The following is a 20553-nucleotide window of genomic DNA, read 5'->3' as shown; positions in this document are numbered from 1 at the left end:
TAGAGTCCGGAAGGCTCTACCCGGGGACGAACCCGGAAAGGCTCTGGGACCCGACATCATCCGGCACGGCGATGCCGAGTAGCGTCTGCAGGCCGAACAGCACCAACAGCGACGCGAGGAACATACCGACGAAAACGGCGGTGCCAATGGCGGGCCCCTTGCCAATTGTGGCGTTGGTCATTCGCCAGGTCAGCACCATCGACAGGGCAAACAACAACAGCGACACAAGGCTTGAAACCTGGCTCGCTGACGATAGAAAAAGCCGGATCAGCGCCGAGGGCAGCATCAGCCAGGCAGTAATGGCCGAGGCCCAGTTGCTGGCGACGACATAGTGGACGAAGCGGCCGCCAATGCCGGCGCGCGGCGCGACCAGGGCCAGAACGACCAGCGGCAGCACCCAGGAGCCGATGTCGACGGTCGCCAGACGCACCAGCATGCTGAAGCGCCCCGCGAAAGCGTCTGGATCGCCGATCTCGTTGGCGATGCCGACCCAGCCGACTATCAGGGCCGGTGCTGCAACGACAATGGCGAAAAAGNGGATCGCCGATCTCGTTGGCGATGCCGACCCAGCCGACTATCAGGGCCGGTGCTGCAACGACAATGGCGAAAAAGGAATTCCAGAAGCCGTCGGCCGACAGGTCGAGCAGGCGCAAGCCGTCAGCCTTGCCGAGCATGAGCCGCCAGGCGCCCGTCAGCGAAGCTTGGGTTTCATCAGCCGAAAGCATGCCCTAGCCCTGCCCGAACCAGTCTTCGATGAAGCGTTGATAGATTTGCGTCAGCGTTTCGAGATCGGCAATGGCGACACGCTCGTCGACCATATGCATGGTCTTGCCGACAAGCCCGAACTCGACCACCGGGCAATAGTCCTTGATGAAACGCGCGTCGGACGTGCCGCCGGAAGTCGACAGCGTCGGCTCCTTGCCGACCGTCGACTTGATCGAGCCGCGAAGCGTCTCGACCAGTCTGTCATCGCGGGTCAGGAAGACATGGCTCGGCCGGTCGCGCCAGACGAGCTCATAGTCGACCGGCGTCTTCTTGGCCTGCCGGTACTTCTTGCGTCTTGCCGCCTGGTCGAGCCGGTTGTGGATCTCGGCCTGCAGGGTCTCGGCCGTCCAGCTGTCGTTGAAGCGGATGTTGAAGGTCGCGGTCGCCTTGGCCGCGATGACATTGGTGGCCGGATTGCCGACATCGATGGAGGTGATCTCCAGATTGGTCGGCTGGAAATCCCTGGTGCCCTTGTCGAAGTCCGGGTGCATCAAGGCGTCGACCAGGCTCATCAGCCCACGCACCGGATTATCGGCAAGCTGAGGATAGGCGACATGGCCCTGACGGCCATTGACCGTTATGGCTCCGGACATCGAGCCGCGCCGGCCGATCTTGATCATGTCGCCGAGCGTATCGGGGTTGGTCGGCTCGCCGACAAGGGAGGCATCCCATTTCTCACCCCTGGCAGCCGCCCATTCGAGCAGCTTGACCGTGCCGTTGATGGCCGGCCCTTCCTCGTCGCCTGTGATCAGCAGCGAGACCGACCCTTTCGGGCCGCCCTTGGTCTCGACATGGCGTGCCACGGCGGCGATGAAACAGGCGATGCCGCCCTTCATGTCGACCGCGCCGCGGCCATACATCTCGCCATTGGCAATCTCGGCAGCGAAGGGCGGATGCGTCCAGGCGGCTTCGTCACCGACCGGCACCACGTCGGTATGGCCCGCAAACATCAGGTGCGGGCCGTTGCCGGACCGTCGCGCATAGAGGTTCTCGATATCGGGCGTGCCGTTTTCGGAAAACACCGGCCGATCGACCAGGAAGTCGAGCGGCTTCAGCATCGTCTCCAGCGCGCCCAACGCGCCGCCCTCAGCGGGCGTCACGGATGCACAGCGGATAAGGGCAGCGAGGTTTTCGGCGGGATCGGTCGGCAGCGTCATGGCAAAAGCGATAGTCGAAAGCGGAAGGCCTGTCACGGCCAGACATGGGGGCCAGCCTCATGGCTGGCGATACCGCCGATATTATGGTTTTCATGTCGTATAGCTGCGACCCGCGCGGGCGACAGGATGGCAGACCGGGAAAGAAGAATCGTCATTGCTATGCCGGCGGCTGCCTGGCGCTCGCCGGGCGCCGGGTGATTCTGCTGGCCCGGCCGCGTATCGATGCGGCGTTGCGGCAGGGCGGATTGCGGGTTACCGATCTTGAAGGCTGCGATCGCTCGATCAAGCCGGAGGCGCTTGCAGTCACCACCGATCCGGCCGCCGCCCTGCCGGAGGCGGATGTGATCCTGGTCACGGTCAAGAGCGGCGCGACGCAGGATATGGCAGGCCTCATCAAGGTCCATGCCCGCCCGGATGCGGTTGTGGTGAGCCTGCAGAATGGCATCGAAAATGCAGAAAGGCTGCGCGCCGGGCTTACCGGGCAAACAGTGCTGGCCGGCATGGTGCCGTTCAATGTCGTGCAGTCCCCGGATGGCGAACTGCCGCTGCGCGTTCACCGCGCCAGCGACAGCAAGGTGATGGTCGAAGACGGCAATTCCGGCCTGATCCATCTGCTTGGTGTCGAAGGTTTTGCGGTCGAGGCCCGTGGCGACATGAAGGCCGTGCTGTGGGGCAAGCTGCTGATGAATTTGAACAACGCGCTGGTGGCGCTGTCGGACCTGCCCCTGGCAACCGAATTGGCCGATCGGCGCTGGCGGCTGATTCTGGCCGGTCAGATCGACGAGGCGCTCACGGCGATGAAAGCGTCCGGCATTGAGCCGGCGCGGATTGCCGGCCTGCGGCCATCCCTGCTGTCGAAGGTGCTCAGGATGCCCGACTGCCTGTTCAAACTGCTGGCCCGGCGCATGCTGGCGATCGACCCGCAAGCGCGCTCGTCGATGTGGGACGATTTGCAGCGCGGCCGACCGACGGAAATCGACGACTTGCAGGGCGCCATCCTGCGGCTGGCGGATAAGGCCGGCACGCCGGCGCCGATGGTCCAGCGGATCACTGCGCTGGTGCGCGCGGCGGAAGCGGAGCGGGTTGGCTCGCCGGGCCTGTCGCCGGGGCAGATCGCTGCGGCGCCGGCCGGCCGTCGATCAACGTGATCTTCTGCCAGATTTTCCGCGACAGGTTGGACGCCAGGTTCTCGATGTCGTTGACGCCATCGATGACGACATCGTCATTGACCGACTGCGCGAACAGCGCTGCGATCTTGCCGGTGATCGACAGCATTTCGGAGCAATAGTCGAGATAGCGCGCCAGGTCGGCGGCATTGGTGATGCGGGCAGGCGAATGCGTGGTCGGCCTGAAATCGGCCGAAAGAGCTGCCGGATCCTTGGTCAGCTGATGCATGTCGATGACATGGATCAGCGAGCGCAGGCCGTGCAATTGACGGAACACCTGTTTGCGCTTGATACGCTCCTCGGTTCGGGTCAACGCCAGGAAGCCAAGCACGGCAAGGATCATCATGTTGATCGTGGCTTCGATACCTTGCACCGACTGAACCGCATCGTCGGCCTGTGAGATATGAATGAGCGGCAGGATGGTGCCGACGAACAGGAACACCAGCGCGCCGGCGACGACGGCGGCAATGATGAGCCCGCGCAGCCACCAGATCGGCGCCTCGAGCGCCTTGGCGGCCTTGGCCAAATCGCGCGACAGCGAGACCAGTTCGGCGGCGACGCCACGCAATCCCGCTTCGGGAAAACGGTCGGCGATCCGCTCTTCGAGCCGCTCGGCGGTGTCGACGATCAGTTTCGGATCAAGCGTGCGGTAGCGCATGTCCGATCGACCCTCAGGATTGTGCCGGCTCGTTGGTGCGCCGGCCATAGCGATTGGGCCCAGGCTGCCCTGGAAACAGGCACAACACAAGGAAGGCGACAATCGAGACCACCGGGACGAACAGGATCAGTGCGGCAATGCCCGGCTTGTCCAAGTCGTGCAGCCGCTTCACCGTCAGCACGATGTTCGACCACAGCGAGGCGATGAAAGCGATAAAGAAGATGAACGACCACATGTTGCTCTCGGGCGAGCCCTCGGGCACCAGCGTGAAGCGATAGAGAGGGAAGGCCTGGATGATGGCGACGAGCAATCCACCAAGGAAATAGGCCGCGCGACTGACGCGGCCCGATGTTTTGAAGAAAAGCCAGGTGAGATCTGATTTGTCAGGCAAGCGGGTCCGGTCCATATTGATTGGCACCCCTGGAGCCTTCGAGGATGCCGAGCTCGACCAGCAGCCAGATGCCGCCGATGATGGGTACGAGGCCGATCAGCGTCCACCAGCCCGACTTGTTGCGGTCGTGCCAGCGTTTGGCATAGAGGGCAATGGCGAAATAGATCGACGCCAGCGCGAACAGGATGCCGATGATGCCGACCTGGGCGCCGCTGGCCGTGGTGAATCGCGTGCCCAGAATCGCGTCGAGGATGAAAGCAACGATGCCGATAACGATGAATACGCCGATGCCGGCCCAGAACTTGCCACGGTTGATGCGGCCATCGAAACTTGTGAGAAGATACTTCCAGTCCATGTCATCCCTCCATGTTGAACCAGCGCGACCGATCGTCGCGCCGGCGGAAGGTGCGCCCGCTTTGCGCAAAGATCAATCGCGCAGCAATTCGTTGATCGAGGTCTTGGACCGGGTCTTGGCATCGACGCGCTTGACGATGACGGCGCAGTAGAGGCTTGGGCCCGGCTCGCCGTTCGGCAACGGCTTGCCAGGCAGCGAGCCGGCGACGACGACGGAATTCGAGGGCACCTCGCCATAGAAAATGTCGCCGGTGGCGCGGTCGACGATCTTCGTCGACTGGCCGATGAAGACGCCCATGCCGAGCACCGAGCCTTCGCGCACGATGCAGCCCTCGACCACTTCCGAGCGCGCGCCGATGAAGCAATTGTCCTCGATGATGGTCGGGCCGGCCTGCATCGGCTCCAGCACGCCGCCAATGCCGACACCGCCCGACAGGTGCACGTTCTTGCCTATCTGGGCACAGGAGCCGACCGAGGCCCAGGTGTCGACCATGGTGCCGGTATCGACATAGGCGCCGACATTGACGAAGGACGGCATCAGCACGGCGCCCGGCGCGACATACGCCGAACGGCGCACGATCGATGACGGCACGGCGCGGAATCCCGCCTTCTCGAAATCGACGGCGCTCCAGCCATCGAACTTCGACGGCACCTTGTCCCACCACACCGCCTGGCCCGGGCCGCCCTTGATGATCTCCATCGGATTGAGCCGGAACGACAACAGCACGGCTTTCTTCAGCCACTGGTTGACATGCCATTTGCCGTCCGCCTGCCGCTCGGCGACACGGGCGGTGCCGCGGTCGAGCAGGTCGAGTGCCGACTGGATGGCGTCGCGCGTCTCGCCGCGTGTCATCGTCGAAATCGTGTCGCGTTCCTCGAAGGCCTTCTCAATGGTCTTTTCGAGGCTCGCCAGATCTGGCTTCGACATGAATTCGCTCCATTACCAAGCTGTTAAGGGGCTGCGCCTTAACCTGTTTTGAAAGTCGCGCGGACCGCTGGCAGGCTTTGCCTTCCTGGGTCTTTGCATGTAGCAGGTTCTTGTCGCAAAACCGTCGGACACTTTTGCGGAACCTGCTTATGTTAAGGCTCAGTGAGGGTCAATCGCGGCCGCGCCATGGGACGGCGCAACTGAAGAATTTGGACGGGTAGCGCAATTATGACTCCTATGGAAAAGGCGGGGTGGACGCCGCTGCCGCATTCGGACGAGGATCTGGAGCGGTCGAAGAGTGTGCCGGACACGCCGCAGACGCGTGCCGAGACCTATCGGCTGGCCTGGAACGATCCCGACTTCATGACGCGTCGCGAATTGCGCGCGGTCAGGCTGCAGCTCGAACTCTTGAAGCCTGAAATGATCCTGGCCGAACGCGGCATCCGTTCGACGGTCATCCTGTTTGGTGGCGCACGCCTGCCCGAGCCCGGCGGCGAGGCCTGGGCGGCCAAGAACGAGACGCAGAAGAAGAACCTCGAGAAAAACAGCAAATACTACGAGGAGGCGCGCAAATTCGCCCGCCTCTGCTCGCAGCAGTCGGCCACGTCATACTACCGCGAATATGTCGTGGTGACCGGTGGCGGACCCGGCGTGATGGAAGCGGGAAACCGCGGCGCCGACGATGTCGGCGCGCCGTCGATCGGCCTCAACATCGTCCTGCCGCACGAGCAGGCGCCGAACAGCTATGTGACACCGGAGCTCTGCTTCAACTTCCACTATTTCGCCATCCGCAAGATGCATTTCGTCATGCGCGCCAAGGCCGTCGCGGTGTTTCCCGGCGGCTTCGGAACAATGGACGAGTTCTTCGAAACGCTGACCCTGATCCAGACCGGGCGCATGGAGCGCGTGCCGGTGATCCTGTTCGGCAAATCCTTCTGGAAACGGGCGATCGATCTCGATTTCCTCGCCGAGCAGGGCACGATCAGCCCCGGCGACCAGGATATCATCGATTTCGTCGACACCGCCGACGAGGCCTGGGGGATCATCAGCCGCTTCTACAGTCTGTGAACCTGGCGGGCAGGACGCTTCAGGCCGTTACCTCGACTACCGCCGTCAGGAAGCTGGCAAGGTCGTCGGTGACGAAATCGACGTCATCCTCGTTGGCTGGATCGCGCTCCCAGATCTCGGAAAAGGTCGGTTCGAAATTGCGCGGCACGACAAGCACCGTGGTCATGCCCAGCGACTTCGGCACCGAAAGGTTGCGGGCAAGGTCTTCGAACATCACTGCATTGTGGCCAATAACGGAGTGGAGTTCGGCGAACTTCTCATAGGTCTGGCGCGCCGGCTTGGGATTGAGCCCTGCGGCGACGATATCGAAGATAGCGTCGAAATGTTCGAGAATGCCGAGCTGGCGCGCGGTGCGTTCGGCATGCCTGCGGTCGCCATTGGTGAAGATGAACTTGCGGCCCGGAAGCTGGCGGATGGCCGTGCCGAGGACGGGATCGGGCACTAGCCATGAGTAATCGATGTCATGGACCTTCTCGAGGAAATCGTCGGGGTCGATGCCGTGGCGCGTCATCAGCCCGTTCAGCGTCGTGCCATATTCGCGGTAGAGCTCCTTCTGCAATTTGCGCGCGTCGTCGCGCGGCAGCGCCAGGAGTTCGCCGACATAGGCGGTCATCTTGACGTCGATCTGAGAGAACAGATTCGAATGATGCGGATAGAGCGTGTTGTCGAGGTCGAACACCCAATCGGTGACATGGGCGAAGCGGGCGGGGTCAGGGAGCGTGGTCATCTGCTCCTTATGGCATGAAACGGGCGGCCTGAAAGAGACTTTATCCACACCTTCTACTCGCTATGATTGCAGAAATGACCTCACCGTTCAAATTTTAGTCATCCGGGAAAGGTGCCCTTCAGGGCTTGCTGGCACAGAGACAGTCTTGTGGGAGCAAGCGATGAACAGCATAATTCTGAGATCCGCCGTCGTCGCTTTCGCGTCTGTCGCGGCATCGCTCGTTTTGACGCTGATCATCGTTCCGGCGATGGGATTTCCGGTCAACCGCACGATCTGGCTGACCTCAACGCTCTGTCCGCTGGTGCTGACATGGGCCGCCAGCGCAAGTACTTTCTGGCAAAGCGACAGGCTGAAAAACGCGCATCGCGACCTCGCTCGCGCGCATGCCCAACTCGCTGCCGCGCATCGCCGCCTGGCGGAAAAGGCAAGCCGCGACGACATGACCGGCATGCTCAACCGGGAAAGCTTCTTTGCCGCGCTGGAGGGTTCGCGCCGCAAGTCCGATCGCGGCGCGCTACTGATCATCGACGCTGACCACTTCAAGAGGATCAACGACAATTTTGGCCACCTGACCGGCGATGACGCGCTGCGTTTGATCGCCAGCGCGATTCAGCGCGGCGTGCGCAGCGGCGATGTGCTCGGCCGCATCGGCGGCGAGGAGTTCGGCGCCTTCCTGACCGGCGCCACCGAGCAGGAGGCCAAGCGCGTCGCCGAGCGCATTCGCCGCGAAGTCGAGCTGATCCGCTTCCGGCCCGTCGACGAGCGGACCATTCCACTCACCGTCAGCATCGGCGGCACCGTCTGCGGCGAAGATATGAGCGTGTCGGACCTGATGCGCGCCGCCGACCGGCGCCTCTACCAGGCCAAGCATCAGGGCCGCAACCTGACGATCCTCGGCACGGACATTTCCGAAGCGGCCTGATCAAGGCGCTGATGCGGGCGCCGGCAGATGCAGGGCATGGCTCAAAGGCCGTAGACGGCGATGCGCACCAGCACCGCGGCTGCGGCCAGCGAGACCGACTGAGGCGTCAGACCGTCGCCGGGTCGAGTGCCGGCTGGCCCTTGCGGCGGGCGACTATCGCCTCGAAGTCGGCGGTCCGGAAGGCATCGCGCAAGGCGTCAAACGACGGCAGCACGAAATAGACGCGCTGGAACTTGTCGATCTCGTAGCCGGTCCGCATCACCGTCTCCAGGTGGAAAGGCGCGTGGTGGGCATCCTTGCCGTCGACGGCGAACTGCAATTCCGTGAACGAGGACATCAGGCCGGCGCCAAAGGCCTTCAGCGGCTGGCCGGCCTCCTGCATCAGGCCGTATTCTGCCGTATACCAGTAGAGCCTGGTGATCATCTCGTCGCCGCCCAGCGCAATGATGTCGCCGGCCTTGCGGCCATACATTTGCATGAAATCGGCAAACACCGGCTGCGACAACACCGGGACGTGGCCGAAGAAGTCATGGAACATGTCCGGCTCGACGATGTAGTCGAGCTCCTGCCTGGTCCGTAGCCAGTTGGTGACCGGGAATCGGCGATTGGCGAGATGGTCGAAGAAGGGAGCCGCGGGAATGAGACCTGGCACGGCAACGATCTCCCAGCCGGTCAGCTTGCGCAGCTTGGCGCTGACCTCGTCGAAATCAGGGATGCGGTCGAGCAGGCCGAGCTTCTCGACGCCGTCTAGATAGGAGTGGTGTGCGAGCTTGCGCGTCAGTTCGGTCTGGCGGTCGCACAGCGTGCGCCACACTGCCTGCTCTTCGTCGCTGTAGTCGTAACCCTGCGCCACGGTGAAATCGGCACGGCAGACCGAATAGTTGCCGCGCAACCCTTGCGCCGCGCAATCGCGGGCGTATTCCGCAACTGTCATCGTCGTCATGACTTTTTCTCCTCACAGATCATGGATGGCTGACGTGTTAAAGATAACCGGATTTGCCGAGGTAAATCGGTTTTGATGATGGCTCAACGAGAGAAATCGAGGTAAGATTTACTCAGAAGCCCTTTTGGAGGAGTGAAGATGCCTCAATTCGATGATTTCGAGATCAGGATGCTCGATGTCCTGCAGCGCGACGGGCGTAAGCCTGTCTCCGAGCTGGCACAAGAGATCGGCCTGTCGACGACGCCTTGCGCACGGCGTTTCGAGGCGCTGCAGGAGACCGGTATCATCAAGGGTTTTGCCGCGGTGATCGGCCGCCGCGCGGTCGGGCTGATGGTCGAGGTGTTCATCCAGGTGCGCCTTGTCAGCCACAGCGACGGCTCGCCCGAAAGTTTCATCGCCGCGGTCCAGCGCATGGACGAGGTGTCTGCGTGCTGGACAATGACCGGCGACCACGATTTCCTGCTGCATGTCATGGTGCCATCGGTCGACGAGCTCAACGCCTTCGTCATGCACCGGCTGATGCGGCTCGACGGCGTGCGCGACGTTCATACCCAACTCGTGCTGCAGAACATCAAGGGGCCTGGCCACGTGCCGCTCGCCCACCTGAGGCGATGACAATGCCTGCCTTCAGTATTCCTGCGGGAAAGCTGCACGCAAACTGCTGAAGCGGGCCAAGCCCGTGTCCACATCGCCGGCCAGCTTGCGCGGACCAACAGCCGGAGGTCCGCCATGAACATCGTCCTGATCAATCCGCCGCACACCGCCATCGGCAGTCGCGTGCCCGACGACCACCTGCCGCCGCTCGGCCTTTTGGCGCTCGGCGGCCCGCTGATCGATGCCGGCCATGAGGTGCGCCTTGTCGACGCCGAATTCGGACCGATGCCACTTGATATCGTCGTGCGCAACGCGCTCACGGATCGCCCCGACTTCGTCCTGATCGGCCATTCCGGCTCGACCTCGGCGCACCCGACCGCCCTGCTACTCGCCAAGATGATCAAGCAGCGCGAGCCGGCGACCATCATCATCTATGGCGGCGTTTTTCCGACCTATCACTGGCGTGACATACTGGCTGAAACGGACGTCTTCGACTTCGTCGTGCGCGGCGAGGGCGAGGCGACCGTGGTGGCGCTGGTCGAGGCGCTTGAAATGCACCAGCCGCCGGGGAGCGTGGCCGGCATCGCTTATCGCGACGATCTGCGCCGTCCCTTCGCCACGCAGCCGGCCATGACCATCGCAGAACTCGACGCCTACCGTGTCGGCTGGGAGCTGATCGATCACGGGCGCTACAGCTATTGGGGCGGCAAGCGTGCCGTGGTCATGCAGTTTTCGCGCGGCTGCCCGCATCTGTGCAACTATTGCGGCCAGCGCGGCTTCTGGACCCGCTGGCGGCATCGCGACCCGGTTAAATTCGCGCAAGAAATAGCATTGTTGCACCGCGAGCATGGCGTTGAACTGATCAATCTCGCCGACGAGAACCCGACGGTATCGAAGAAGGCCTGGCGCGCCTTTCTCGATGCCCTGATTATCGAGAATGTGCCGGTGCTGATCGTCGGCTCGACCCGCGCCGACGACATCGTGCGCGACGCTGACATCCTGCACCTCTATCGCAAGGCAGGTGTCATCCGCTGGCTGCTCGGCATGGAAAATACCGACGAGCAGACGCTTCAATTGATCCGCAAGGGCGGCAGCACCTCATCCGACCGCGAGGCGATAAGGCTGCTGCGCCTCAACGGCATACTGTCGATGGCGACCTGGGTAGCCGGCTTCGAGGATGAGGGGTTTCGCGACCTGTGGCGCGGCTTTCGCCAGTTGATCGCCTACGACCCGGACCAGATCCAGGCGCTTTATGTGACGCCGCATCGCTGGACGCCGTTCTTCAGGATCGCGCGGAGCCGCAAGGTGATCCAGAAGGATGCCCGGCTGTGGGACTACAAGCACCAGGTGCTGCAGATGACGCGGCTGAAGCCGTGGATGCTGTTCTTCAGCGTCAAGCTGATCGAGCTGGCGGTGCAGTCGCGGCCGAAGGCGCTGGCCCGCATCCTGTTCCATAGGGATCCCGAGCAGCGGCACTCGATGCGCTGGTATATCCAGATGGGCCGGCGCGTCTGGTTCCGCGAGGTCTGGGGTTTTCTGGTCCGCGACATCAGGGTGAAGGACGGCCCGACGCTTGCCGAATTCTGGGGCGCTCCGCAGGACACGGAAGAGGAGTCCATGGTTGTCCAACGCCTAAAGCGAAAGCTGACGTCGCCCGAGATTACGATTTCACCCCGCGCGTGACAGCTCTTGGCAATCTCATAAAAACATGCGCGACGTATTCACATTGACATACGCGCCGTATGTTCCCACATCCGGCATACGGGACGTATGTCAACAACCGTCCCGGATGTTGGAGTGCAGCGATCCAAAACCCTGAAGCCCTGCGGATAGCTCTCGCCTTCTCGGCGAAGCCACGTCGCGATCATCAGGAGGTCGGACCTGCCTTATCTAGATGGAGTGAAACTATGACCAAACGCGACGCGATCTTTCCGGCCGGCCGGCAGGCTCTCTACGAGATCAACCGTTATTCGGCGGCGATCCGTTCGGGCGACCTTCTGTTCGTCTCCGGCCAGGTCGGCAGCCGCGAAGACGGGTCGCCCGAGCCGGTCTTCGAAAAGCAGGTCCAGCTTGCCTTCGATAATCTCGCAGCCGTGCTGAAAGCCGCCGGTGGCACGTTCGACGACATTGTCGACGTCACCACATTCCACACCGATCCGGCCGCGCAGTGGGAGGCGATCGACGCGGTTCGAAAGAAGGTATTCGGCGAACCGCCTTACACGAACTGGACCGCAGTGGGCGTGAACTGGCTGGCGGGCTTCGACTTCGAGATAAAGGTCATTGCACGCCTTCCTCAGGCCGCTTGATCGATCGGCGGCAGACCGATCGACAGATCGGCCGCCGCTCAGGGCACGATCAGCGTGCCGGCGCCGTGTTCGGTGAACAGCTCGAGCAGCACCGAATGCGGCGTCTTGCCGTTGAGGATGACGACGCCTTCGACGCCGCGCTCGATCGCTTCGATACAGGTTTCGACCTTGGGGATCATCCCGCCCGAGACCGTGCCGTCCTTGATCAGCGCCTTGGCCTCGGCAACTGTCAACTCATCGATCAGGTTTTTGTCCTTGTCGAGCACGCCCGGCACATCGGTGAGGAACAGCAGGCGTGTCGCCTGGCAGGCTCCGGCAATGGCGCCGGCGAAAGTATCGGCATTGATGTTGTAGGTGTGGCCGTCGCGGCCGGGCGCCACCGGCGCCAGCACCGGGATCATTTCGGAGCGCGCCAGAAGATCGAGCAAGGTGCGGTCGACCTCGACCGGCTCGCCGACAAAGCCGAGATCGAGCACGCGCTCGATATTGGAGTCAGGGTCGATCATCGTCTTGCGGGCCTTTTCGGCGAAAACCATGTTGCCGTCCTTGCCGCACAGGCCGATCGCCCATTCGCCCTCGGCGTTGATCAGGGCGACGATCTCCTTGTTGATCGAACCGGCCAATACCATCTCGACGATCTCGACCGTCTTCTGGTCGGTGACGCGCAGGCCGCCCTCGAACTTGGATTCGATGCCCATCTTGGCCAGCATGGCGCCGATCTGCGGGCCGCCGCCATGGACGACGATCGGGTTGACGCCGGATTGTTTCAAGAGCGCGATATCGCGGGCGAACGCCTTGCCGAGTTCGATATTGCCCATGGCGTGGCCGCCATATTTCACCACGACCGTCTTGTTCTCGTAGCGCTGCATGTAGGGCAGCGCCCGCGACAGCAGGGCTGCCTGCATTTCGGCGGTGGCGGCGATGTCCGTCATCGGCTTGGTTCCCTGGAGATCGGTAAAGACGGCGGCGTCTTAGCGGGAATTGGCGCCACCCGCAAATGGCTTTGCTGTCATATTCCAGCGCCTCACGACCTCGTCATCATGACGGCACCTTCAGCGGCGCCCTGCGGCCCAGCCAGCCCGAGATCTTTTCCATCTGCGCGGCGAGCGACAGCAGCGTCTCCTCGTCGCCCGGGCGGCCCGCCGCCTGGATGCCGAGCGGCAGGCCGGTATCGGTGACATGGACCGGCAGTGCGATGGACGGCTGGCCGCTGACATTCTGGATCGCCGGCCAATGGGTGAACCAGAGGCTCTTGTCCATCAACTGGCCGAAGAACGGTTTCAGCTTCAGCAAGGGCGTCAGGTGAAACTTGTCGAGCAGGTTCTCAATGAACTCGTCGGTGCCTTTCGGATCCATGGTGCCGCAGGCGAGCGGCGGATGGGCAATGATCGGCATCAGTACGGCGTCATACCGAGCAGTCTCCGCGATCAGCTGCCGCGAGGCGGCATGCAACCGCTGCAGGTCGGCATAGGTCTCGCCGGCCGACAGCATCTCGCCCAACCTGCCGAGCACCCGGGTGGCCCGCTCGACGTCGCCCATAACGGAACGGCCGACACGCAGCGCCTCCGCCCGCATCGTGCCGGCGACGGCCGAGGCAACCGTCCTGCAGAAGCCGGCGAGGAAATCTCGACCTATGAAGGGCAGGTCGATCTCCTCGACGGTGTGGCCACCCTCGCGGGCAAGCGCCACCGCCGTGTCGAGCGCCTTGAGCGTCTCATCCGAGATCGGCAGGCCAAGCGGCGACTTGCGGTACACGGCCAGCCTGAGCTTGCCGGGATCGCGCGCAGCGGCCGCCGTGAACGTGCCTTTCGGCGGCGGCGCGGCATAGGGCGACAAAAGGTCGGGTCCGTGGGTGAGATCGAGCAGCAACGCGCAATCGCGCACCGAACGGGTGAGCGCATGGTCGACCACCATGCCGTACCAGCTTTCGCTCACCAGGGGCGTCAGCGGTGTGCGGCCGCGCGACGTCTTCAGGCCGACAAGCCCGGTGCAGGCGGCGGGCACGCGGATCGAGCCGCCGCCATCCGAGGCGTGCGCCACCGGCACGACGCCGGCGGCGACCAGTGCCGCCGCACCGCCCGACGAGCCACCACTGGTATGGCCGGTGTTCCACGGATTGCAGGTGATGCCAAAGGCTTTGGACTCGGTCATCAACCGCAGCCCGTGTTCCGGCGACGTCGAGGTGACGATCGGAATGAGCCCGGCGGCAAGATAGCGGTCGGTGAGCGCCGAATCGACGTCGGCCAGCCATGCCGGAATGCGGCTGCCGCCATGCGTCGACACGCCCTTGATGGCGATGCCGAGATCCTTGATGGCGAACGGGACGCCGGCCAGCGGCAGCGAGCGGTCGACGATCCTTGCGCGGGCGCGGGCGGCATCATAGAGCGACACGGCCGTGGCGTTGATGTCGGGACGGGTGGCCTCGGCGCGGGCAATCGCGGCCTCGGTCAACTCGACGGGCGAGACCTCGCCCTTGCGAATCAGATCGGCGAGGCCGGTTGCGTCTTGCGACCATAGTATCTGTTCAACCGACATGCGCGCTCCCCGTCCCTGCAGCAAGCTAGCCAGTGGCGACTACATTAGCAATCGACGGGCGGAGCCGGGCTGGCGACACGCAAAGCTAAGGCGTGCACAAGGTTTTCCGCCGTTGCAAATATATCGCAATCGCCTAATTTGCCTGCGATGACGCCGCAGGACATCACCAAGCTGATCGTCCGGACTTCGATGAAGGATCGGGCCGCGTTCGATCTGCTCTACCGGCAGACCAGCGCGAAACTTTTCGGCGTTTGTCTTCGTGTATTGAACGATCGGGGAGATGCGGAAGAAGCTCTACAGGAAGTCTTCGTCAAGATATGGACGAAGGCGGACCGTTTTGCCGTCTCCGACCTGAGCCCGATCTCCTGGTTGGTGGCGATCGCGCGCAATCATGCGATCGATCGCATCAGGGCGCGGCGCAAGCCTGCTGCCGACATCGATGCCGCACTCGACGTGGCCGATCCGGCGCCGGGGCCTGAAGCGATGGTGGTGGCGGGCGACGAATCCGAACGCATCCACCATTGCCTCGATGAATTGGAGAAGGACCGGGCGGCGGCAGTCCGGGGTGCTTATCTCAAGGGCGAAAGCTATGCCGAACTGGCGGAGCGCCACGGCGTGCCGCTGAACACGATGCGTACCTGGCTGCGCCGCAGCCTGCTGAAACTCAGAGAATGTCTGGAAAGATGACGCTGGCAGAAGACACAGGACCGGAACGTGGAGGCGACGACCTGCTCGCCGCCGAATACGTTCTCGGCGTGCTGGCTGCCGACGAACGCCAGATCGCGTCCCGCCGCATCGAAGCCGAGACCGACTTCGCCCGCCTTGTCGACGGCTGGGAGGTCAGTTTTTCGCCGCTGGCTGCCGCCTATCAGGACATCGAGCCGCCGGCTTCGGTCAAGCCGGCGATCGACCGCAGGCTGTTTGCGTCCGCCGGGGCCGTTGCCGTACCCGCTCAACCGCGCGGATTGTGGTCCAGCCTGACCTTCTGGCGCGGCCTCGCCGCGGCAGCGGTCGCCGCATTGGTGATCTACATCGCCGTGCCCATACTTAACCCGCCGGTCGAGCAACCGCAGGCGCGCCTCGTCGCCTCGCTGGCCGCCGAAGGCAGCGACGTCAAATATCTCGCCGTCTACGACGCCGCGCATCACGAGGTCGGCCTGTCGCACGTCTCCGGTGAGCGCGCCGCCGGCAAGGACTTCGAGCTGTGGATGATCGAAGGCAAGAACCCGCCGGTGTCGATGGGCGTCATTCCGGCAGGTGCTACGGCGCGCATCATCGTCTCGCCGGCGGCCCGGCAGAAGCTCGCCCAGGGCGCGGTGCTGGCCGTCAGCCTCGAGCCGTCAGGCGGTTCGCCGACCGGCCAGCCAACCGGCCCGGTGGTCGCCGCGGGCGATCTGAAGAGCATCTGACCGGCCCTTGCGTCTGCAAACTCAAAATAGATTACCTGAAGTCTATTATTCGCTGCACATGCCTCAGTGAGCATGTTCGTCGGCAAACCCGGCGGCATTCGAAAATGTATCTGGCCTGGGTTGGTAACTTAAAAAAATCACAATATTCCTGAAACTAGCGCATTTTTGTCCCGTATCTCCTCTCGTCCCAAAGATGGGAAGTGGAAAACCCGAGGAGTATTATATCATGCGCAGATTCGCCACCCTTTTGCTCGCCGGTACCATCGCCGTCTCCGCCCTTGCCACCGCCGCCTATGCCAAAAACCCGACGGTCGGCGGCGCCGCAATGTACGCCAACAAGAACATCGTCGAAAACGCCGTGAACTCGAAGGACCACACGACGCTCGTCGCCGCCGTGAAGGCCGCCGGCCTGGTCGAGACGCTGCAGGGCGCCGGTCCGTTCACGGTGTTCGCGCCGACCAACAAAGCCTTTGCGGCACTGCCGGCCGGCACGGTCGAGACGCTGCTCAAGCCCGAGAACAAGGACAAGCTCACCAAAATTCTGACCTGCCATGTCGTCGGTGCCAAGGCGATGAGGGCGGATGTAGCCTCGATGGCCAAGGCCGATGGCGGCACCCACAAGGTCAAGACTGTCGGCGGCTGCGAGCTGTCGCTCAAGGCCGAAGGCGGCAAGGTCGCCGTCACCGACGAGAACGGCAATGTCGCCCATGTGACGATCGCCGATGTCGAACAGTCCAACGGCGTCATTCACGTCATCGACAAGGTTCTTTTGCCCAAGATGTAACTTCTTTTGTCGAAGATGTAACAGGGGGCTTGCAGCCGACGAACTGGCTGCAAGAACCCTCCGTCGATTGCGTGATCCCGCTCCCGAGATCCGCAATCGACCCGCGCACTCCGCGGCGTCCACATTCAGATGTGGAACGGCGCGGGGGTGTTCGGTTGAGGGCCACCGTCACCGGCTTTTGATTTCCGCACGGCGGTATAGTTTGGCAAAGAGACGATAGGAGGAATTGGTCATGAACCGTCGCGACTTTCTTTTGAGCGGTGCCGCCGCCATTGGCGTCGCCGGGGCCGCGGCGACAGTGCTGCGCATGAGCAACCCGCAGGCGGCGCAGGCCGCCGAGAAGTTCGAAGTCACCAAGACCGACGCCGAATGGAAAGCCATCCTGTCGCCGGCTGCCTTCGACGTGCTGCGTAAGGGAGGCACGGAATATCCCGGTACGAGCCCATTGCTCAACGAACACCGCAAGGGCATCTTTGCCTGCGCCGGCTGCGACCTGCCGGTCTACCCGTCGGAGACGAAGTTTGAATCCGGCACCGGCTGGCCGAGCTTCTGGCAAGAGATCCCCAATGGCATCGGCAAAACCGTGGACAGGTCGCTCGGCATGACCCGCACCGAGGTGCATTGCCGCCGTTGCGGCGGCCATCTTGGCCACGTCTTCGACGATGGCCCGGCGCCGACCGGCCTGCGCCACTGCATCAACGGCGTGGCGCTTAGCTTCAAGCCCGCCACCGCCTGACAAGTTCCAAACTGGAAACGAAAAACTCCGGGCTTGGCAGCCCGGAGTTTTTTCGCGGTCAGAGCTTTTCGGGCGTCGACTGGAGGAGCTTCCCGAAACGCTGCCCACGCAACTTTGCTTGTCGCAATTCCTGATGGAAAAACCGCCTTACACTTTTCCTGGAATTGCTCCGGTATCAGTGCCCGCCACCGCCGCCGGCGGCGACCGGCTTGCGGATCAGCATGGTGAACAGCCCGAGCGTCGCAAACAGCACTGTCAGCATGAAGAACACGTCCATGAAGGACAGCAGTGACGCCTGCTGATGGACCATGCCCGACAGCTTGGAGATCGCGGCATTTGTCGCGTTCAGGCCGGGGGTCTGTTCGAAATTGAACGTCATGTTCTGCAGCTTGGACTGCGCGGCTTCACTGCCCCATTGCACATGCTCGGAAAGCCTTGCGAAGTGGAAGGCATTGCGGTCGATCAGCACCGTGTTGATCAGGGCGAGGCCGACGGCGCCACCAAGGTTGCGGGTGAGATTGAAGAGGCCGGACGCATTCTTCAACCGCTCCGGCGGCAGCGTGCCGAGCGCTATGTTGTTGATCGGCACCATGCACAGCATCATCGAACAGCCACGCAGGATCTGCGGGATGAGCAGCTCGTAGAAATCCCAATCGGCGGTCAGATGCGTCATCCACCAGGTGCCGGTGGCGAAGCCGAAGAAGCCGATCATCATCATCAGCCGCGGGTCGATCTTGTTCGACAGGATGCCCGAGATCGGCGCGGTGAAGAACATCGCCAGTCCGCTGACGAACAGCGCCTCGCCGATCATCATCGAATCGTAGCCGCGGATGCGCCCGAGGAATACCGGGTAGAGATAGGTCAGGCCGTAGAGGCCGATGCCGATGACGAAGGAAAACAGGGAGCCGAAGGCGAAATTGATGTTGGTGAAGGCCTTCAGGTCGACGATCGGCTCTTCGGCCGTGAACACGCGCCAGAAGAACAGCACCCCGCCAATGGTCATGACGATGGCGCAGATGAAGACGCCCTGGTCCTGCAGCCAGTCGTTGTTGGGTCCTTCCTCAAGCACATATTCCATGCAGCCCAGGAAGGCCGCCATGCCGGCGAGACCCCACCAGTCGAACTTGCTGAACAGCTTGAGATTGGGCTTGTCGAAGTCGATCAGCGTCCAGGCCGCCGTCGTCACCAGGATGCCGGGCACGACATTGACCAGGAACAGCCAATGCCAGGACATGGCATGGCTGATATAGCCGCCGACGGTCGGGCCGATGGTCGGCGCCAACGTTGCCACCAGGCCGATCATCGGCGACACGACGGCACGGCGCGACGGCGGGAAGATGGTGAAGGCGGCAGCGAAGACGCTCGGGATCATGCCGCCGCCGATGAAGCCCTGGACGGCGCGGTAGACGATCATCTGGTCGATGTTGGTGGCGGTCGCGGCAAGGGCGCTGGCAGCGGTAAAACCCGCCGCCGAAATCGTGAACAGCACGCGCGTCGACAGCATCCGGCTGAGGAAGCCCGACAGCGGGATCATCACCACCTCGGCGATCAGGTAGGCGGTCTGCACCCACGGGATTTCATCGGAACTGGCGCTCAGGCCGGCCTGGATCTCGGCCAGCGAGGCGGAGACGATCTGGATATCCAGGATGGCCATGAACATGCCGAACACCATCGCCAGGAAAGCGATGACGCGCCGTGTCGAGATGGTGTCGGGCGCAGCCGGCCTTGCCGGCGGTGCTCCTGCTGTCAGGGTTGCGGTTGCCATGGCATTGCTCCCCGGCGGCCGCTCAGTTCGACGCAGCCGCCGACGCCGACGCGGCGGGGGCGGTGCGGCTGTCGACGGCGACGACGACGCTGAGGCCGGCGCGCAGCTTGCCGCTCTTCAGCGCGTCGGCGGGCACGTCGATGCGGACCGGAACGCGCTGCACGACCTTGGTGAAGTTGCCGGTGGCGTTTTCGGGCGGCAGCAGCGAGAACACGGCACCGGAAGCCGGCGCCAGCGACGAGACGGTTCCCTCGAAGTCCTGGCCGTCGGTCGCATCGACCGAGATCTTGACCTTCTCACCGGGCACCAGCCGGGCAAGCTGCGTCTCCTTGAAGTTGGCGACGATGTAGAGCTTGTCCATCGGCACGATGACGGCAAGCTTCTGGCCGGGGCTGACGAGATCGCCCTGCTCCACGGAACGGTTGCCGACGACACCGTCATAAGGCGCCTTGAGCACGGTGAAGGAAAGATCCCGCAGGGCCTTGTCGTGGCTGAGCTGCAAGGATGCGAGCGTGCTTGCCGATTCGGCGCGCTGCGCCTGCAGCACGCCGATATTGGCCTGCGCCGCGGCGATCTGCGCGTCGGCGCCGACAAGGGCTGCGTCGGCCTGCTGGACTGCCGTCTGGGCGTCATCCAGTTGCGCCTGCGTGCCGACATGCGTCTTGAGCAGCTGCGAGGCGCGCGCCGCGACTTTGGCCGCATTGTCGGCGGAGGCCCGGTCGGCGACCTTCTGCGCCTGGGCCTGCTGCAACGAGGCGCGCGCCGCCTCGGTCTGGGCGTCGATACGGTCGAGCGTCTTGCTCAACGTGGCCATCTGCGCCTCGGCCTGGGCGACAGCTATTTTATAGTCGCCATCGTCAACGACGAGCAGTGGGTCGCCGGCTTTGACCAGCTGGTTCTCGCTGACCTTGACCTGATCGACATAGCCGGAAATCTTGGGCGATATGAACGCCATATCGGCCTGTACATAGGCGTCGTCCGTCGAGATCATGAAGCGGCCCGTGGTCCAGTAATCGTAACCATACCAGGCGCCGGCACCCAGCAAGGCAACGCCGATGACCGGCAGCAAAAAGGAGCGCACCGAGCGTTTCTTCTTGGCCGGAGCCTGTGTCGACGGCGGCGATACCGCGGGCTGGACGGGTATTTCAGGTGCTTCCGTCGCCGGCGCGACCTTGGCGTTGGGGAAGGGACGGACTTCGGCTGATGTTGGCGCGTTCGAGGACATGACATCTCTCTAATGTAATAGTACTGAACCGTTCGGTTCGATCAGGACGTTGACATAGCGCGTAAAGAGGACCATATCAAGTGCAATCGAACCGGATGGTTCGAATTATTTTCGAGGTGT

General features: G+C 63.1%; 21 protein-coding genes and 2 pseudogenes. 10 read left to right on the top strand and 13 right to left on the bottom strand.

Translation table 11 applies throughout. The features are described from left to right. Positions 1-16: 16 nt before the first annotated feature. The 3 genes and pseudogenes from X744_RS01000000170105 to dapE all read right to left on the bottom strand — a co-directional run. A pseudogene (locus X744_RS01000000170105) lies at positions 17-535 on the bottom strand (transporter); the annotation flags it as partial. A gap of 2 nt (positions 536-537) precedes the next feature. After that, positions 538-725, bottom strand: a pseudogene (locus tag X744_RS1000000175400) (transporter); the annotation flags it as partial. A 3-nt stretch (positions 726-728) separates the two neighbouring features. Then, on the bottom strand, positions 729-1922 hold the full coding sequence (dapE, locus tag X744_RS147215; RefSeq protein WP_023761383.1) for a succinyl-diaminopimelate desuccinylase: 1194 nt from the start codon (positions 1920-1922) through the stop codon (positions 729-731). Between the two features lie 59 nt (positions 1923-1981). Between dapE and X744_RS1000000172470 the strand changes: the two genes are divergently transcribed. Beyond that, positions 1982-3070, top strand: a complete 1089-nt coding sequence (locus tag X744_RS1000000172470; protein ID WP_348626175.1) for a 2-dehydropantoate 2-reductase — start codon at positions 1982-1984, stop codon at positions 3068-3070. Here the strand turns inward: X744_RS1000000172470 and X744_RS147220 are convergent. The 4 genes from X744_RS147220 to dapD all read right to left on the bottom strand — a co-directional run bounded on the left by X744_RS147220 (position 2970) and on the right by dapD (position 5419). Next, on the bottom strand, positions 2970-3746 hold the full coding sequence (locus tag X744_RS147220) for a hypothetical protein (RefSeq protein WP_023761381.1): 777 nt from the start codon (positions 3744-3746) through the stop codon (positions 2970-2972). The two genes, X744_RS1000000172470 and X744_RS147220, sit on opposite strands and share 101 nt — an antisense overlap. Before the next feature lie 13 nt (positions 3747-3759). After that, positions 3760-4137 (bottom strand): DUF805 domain-containing protein, encoded by a 378-nt coding sequence (locus tag X744_RS147225; RefSeq protein WP_023761380.1) that lies wholly within the window; start codon positions 4135-4137, stop codon positions 3760-3762. Further along, positions 4130-4492, bottom strand: a complete 363-nt coding sequence (locus X744_RS147230; RefSeq protein ID WP_023761379.1) for a DUF805 domain-containing protein — start codon at positions 4490-4492, stop codon at positions 4130-4132. The genes X744_RS147225 and X744_RS147230 overlap by 8 nt, the downstream gene beginning before the upstream one ends. A 72-nt stretch (positions 4493-4564) precedes the next feature. Further along, positions 4565-5419: a 2,3,4,5-tetrahydropyridine-2,6-dicarboxylate N-succinyltransferase gene (gene dapD, locus X744_RS147235; RefSeq protein ID WP_023761378.1), complete on the bottom strand. Its 855-nt coding sequence runs from the start codon at positions 5417-5419 to the stop codon at positions 4565-4567. 228 nt (positions 5420-5647) lie between these two features. Here dapD and X744_RS147240 point away from each other — a divergent pair, with 228 nt between their 5' ends. Next, positions 5648-6487, top strand: a complete 840-nt coding sequence (locus tag X744_RS147240; RefSeq protein WP_023761377.1) for an LOG family protein — start codon at positions 5648-5650, stop codon at positions 6485-6487. A 19-nt stretch (positions 6488-6506) separates the two neighbouring features. Here X744_RS147240 and X744_RS147245 read toward each other — a convergent pair whose 3' ends face one another. Continuing rightward, positions 6507-7214 carry a pyrimidine 5'-nucleotidase gene (locus X744_RS147245; RefSeq protein WP_023761376.1) on the bottom strand — a complete coding sequence of 236 codons (708 nt, stop codon included), beginning with the start codon at positions 7212-7214 and terminating at the stop codon, positions 6507-6509. Between the two features lie 160 nt (positions 7215-7374). On the opposite strand from X744_RS147245, the gene X744_RS147250 reads away from it, so the two are divergent. Then, entirely contained in the window at positions 7375-8136 is a 762-nt protein-coding gene (locus tag X744_RS147250; RefSeq protein WP_023761375.1) for a GGDEF domain-containing protein, read from the top strand. 106 nt (positions 8137-8242) lie between these two features. On the opposite strand, the gene phhA is transcribed toward X744_RS147250, so the two are convergent. Then, positions 8243-9079, bottom strand: a complete 837-nt coding sequence (gene phhA, locus X744_RS147255) for a phenylalanine 4-monooxygenase (RefSeq protein ID WP_023761374.1) — start codon at positions 9077-9079, stop codon at positions 8243-8245. Between the two features lie 138 nt (positions 9080-9217). Between phhA and X744_RS147260 the strand changes: the two genes are divergently transcribed. The 3 genes from X744_RS147260 to X744_RS147270 all read left to right on the top strand — a co-directional run bounded on the left by X744_RS147260 (position 9218) and on the right by X744_RS147270 (position 11979). Then, a complete protein-coding gene (locus X744_RS147260) occupies positions 9218-9694 on the top strand; it encodes an Lrp/AsnC family transcriptional regulator (RefSeq protein WP_023761373.1) in 477 nt (158 codons plus the stop codon). Between the two features lie 114 nt (positions 9695-9808). Further along, on the top strand, positions 9809-11356 hold the full coding sequence (gene bchE, locus X744_RS147265) for a magnesium-protoporphyrin IX monomethyl ester anaerobic oxidative cyclase (RefSeq protein WP_023761372.1): 1548 nt from the start codon (positions 9809-9811) through the stop codon (positions 11354-11356). 224 nt (positions 11357-11580) lie between these two features. Then, entirely contained in the window at positions 11581-11979 is a 399-nt protein-coding gene (locus tag X744_RS147270) for a RidA family protein (RefSeq protein WP_023761371.1), read from the top strand. 38 nt (positions 11980-12017) lie between these two features. Here the strand turns inward: X744_RS147270 and argB are convergent, their stop codons facing one another. Beyond that, a complete protein-coding gene (argB, locus tag X744_RS147275; protein ID WP_023761370.1) occupies positions 12018-12911 on the bottom strand; it encodes an acetylglutamate kinase in 894 nt (297 codons plus the stop codon). A gap of 106 nt (positions 12912-13017) precedes the next feature. Then, positions 13018-14514, bottom strand: coding sequence for an amidase (locus X744_RS147280; protein ID WP_023761369.1), 1497 nt, complete (start codon positions 14512-14514; stop codon positions 13018-13020). Positions 14515-14661: 147 nt separating this feature from the next. On the opposite strand from X744_RS147280, the gene X744_RS147285 reads away from it, so the two are divergent. From X744_RS147285 to msrB, 4 genes are all read left to right on the top strand, one after another. After that, positions 14662-15201: a sigma-70 family RNA polymerase sigma factor gene (locus X744_RS147285; RefSeq protein ID WP_023761368.1), complete on the top strand. Its 540-nt coding sequence runs from the start codon at positions 14662-14664 to the stop codon at positions 15199-15201. After that, the gene (locus X744_RS147290) at positions 15198-15923 is read left to right on the top strand and encodes an anti-sigma factor (RefSeq protein ID WP_023761367.1); all 726 of its coding nucleotides are present in this window, start codon (positions 15198-15200) and stop codon (positions 15921-15923) included. The genes X744_RS147285 and X744_RS147290 overlap by 4 nt, the downstream gene beginning before the upstream one ends. Before the next feature lie 226 nt (positions 15924-16149). Next, the gene (locus X744_RS147295; RefSeq protein WP_023761366.1) at positions 16150-16707 is read left to right on the top strand and encodes a fasciclin domain-containing protein; all 558 of its coding nucleotides are present in this window, start codon (positions 16150-16152) and stop codon (positions 16705-16707) included. Between the two features lie 232 nt (positions 16708-16939). Continuing rightward, positions 16940-17443: a peptide-methionine (R)-S-oxide reductase MsrB gene (msrB, locus tag X744_RS147300; protein WP_023761365.1), complete on the top strand. Its 504-nt coding sequence runs from the start codon at positions 16940-16942 to the stop codon at positions 17441-17443. A gap of 175 nt (positions 17444-17618) precedes the next feature. Here msrB and X744_RS147305 read toward each other — a convergent pair whose 3' ends face one another. Further along, on the bottom strand, positions 17619-19208 hold the full coding sequence (locus X744_RS147305; protein ID WP_023761364.1) for a DHA2 family efflux MFS transporter permease subunit: 1590 nt from the start codon (positions 19206-19208) through the stop codon (positions 17619-17621). Positions 19209-19230: 22 nt separating this feature from the next. Then, the gene (locus X744_RS147310) at positions 19231-20433 is read right to left on the bottom strand and encodes an HlyD family secretion protein (RefSeq protein WP_023761363.1); all 1203 of its coding nucleotides are present in this window, start codon (positions 20431-20433) and stop codon (positions 19231-19233) included. Positions 20434-20553: the final 120 nt, after the last annotated feature.

This window comes from Mesorhizobium sp. LNHC252B00, from assembly GCF_000502955.1.
Classification (GTDB): Bacteria; Pseudomonadota; Alphaproteobacteria; order Rhizobiales; family Rhizobiaceae; genus Mesorhizobium.
Note: the sequence above shows the minus strand (reverse complement) of the source record. Positions and strands in the feature narration are given on the sequence as shown.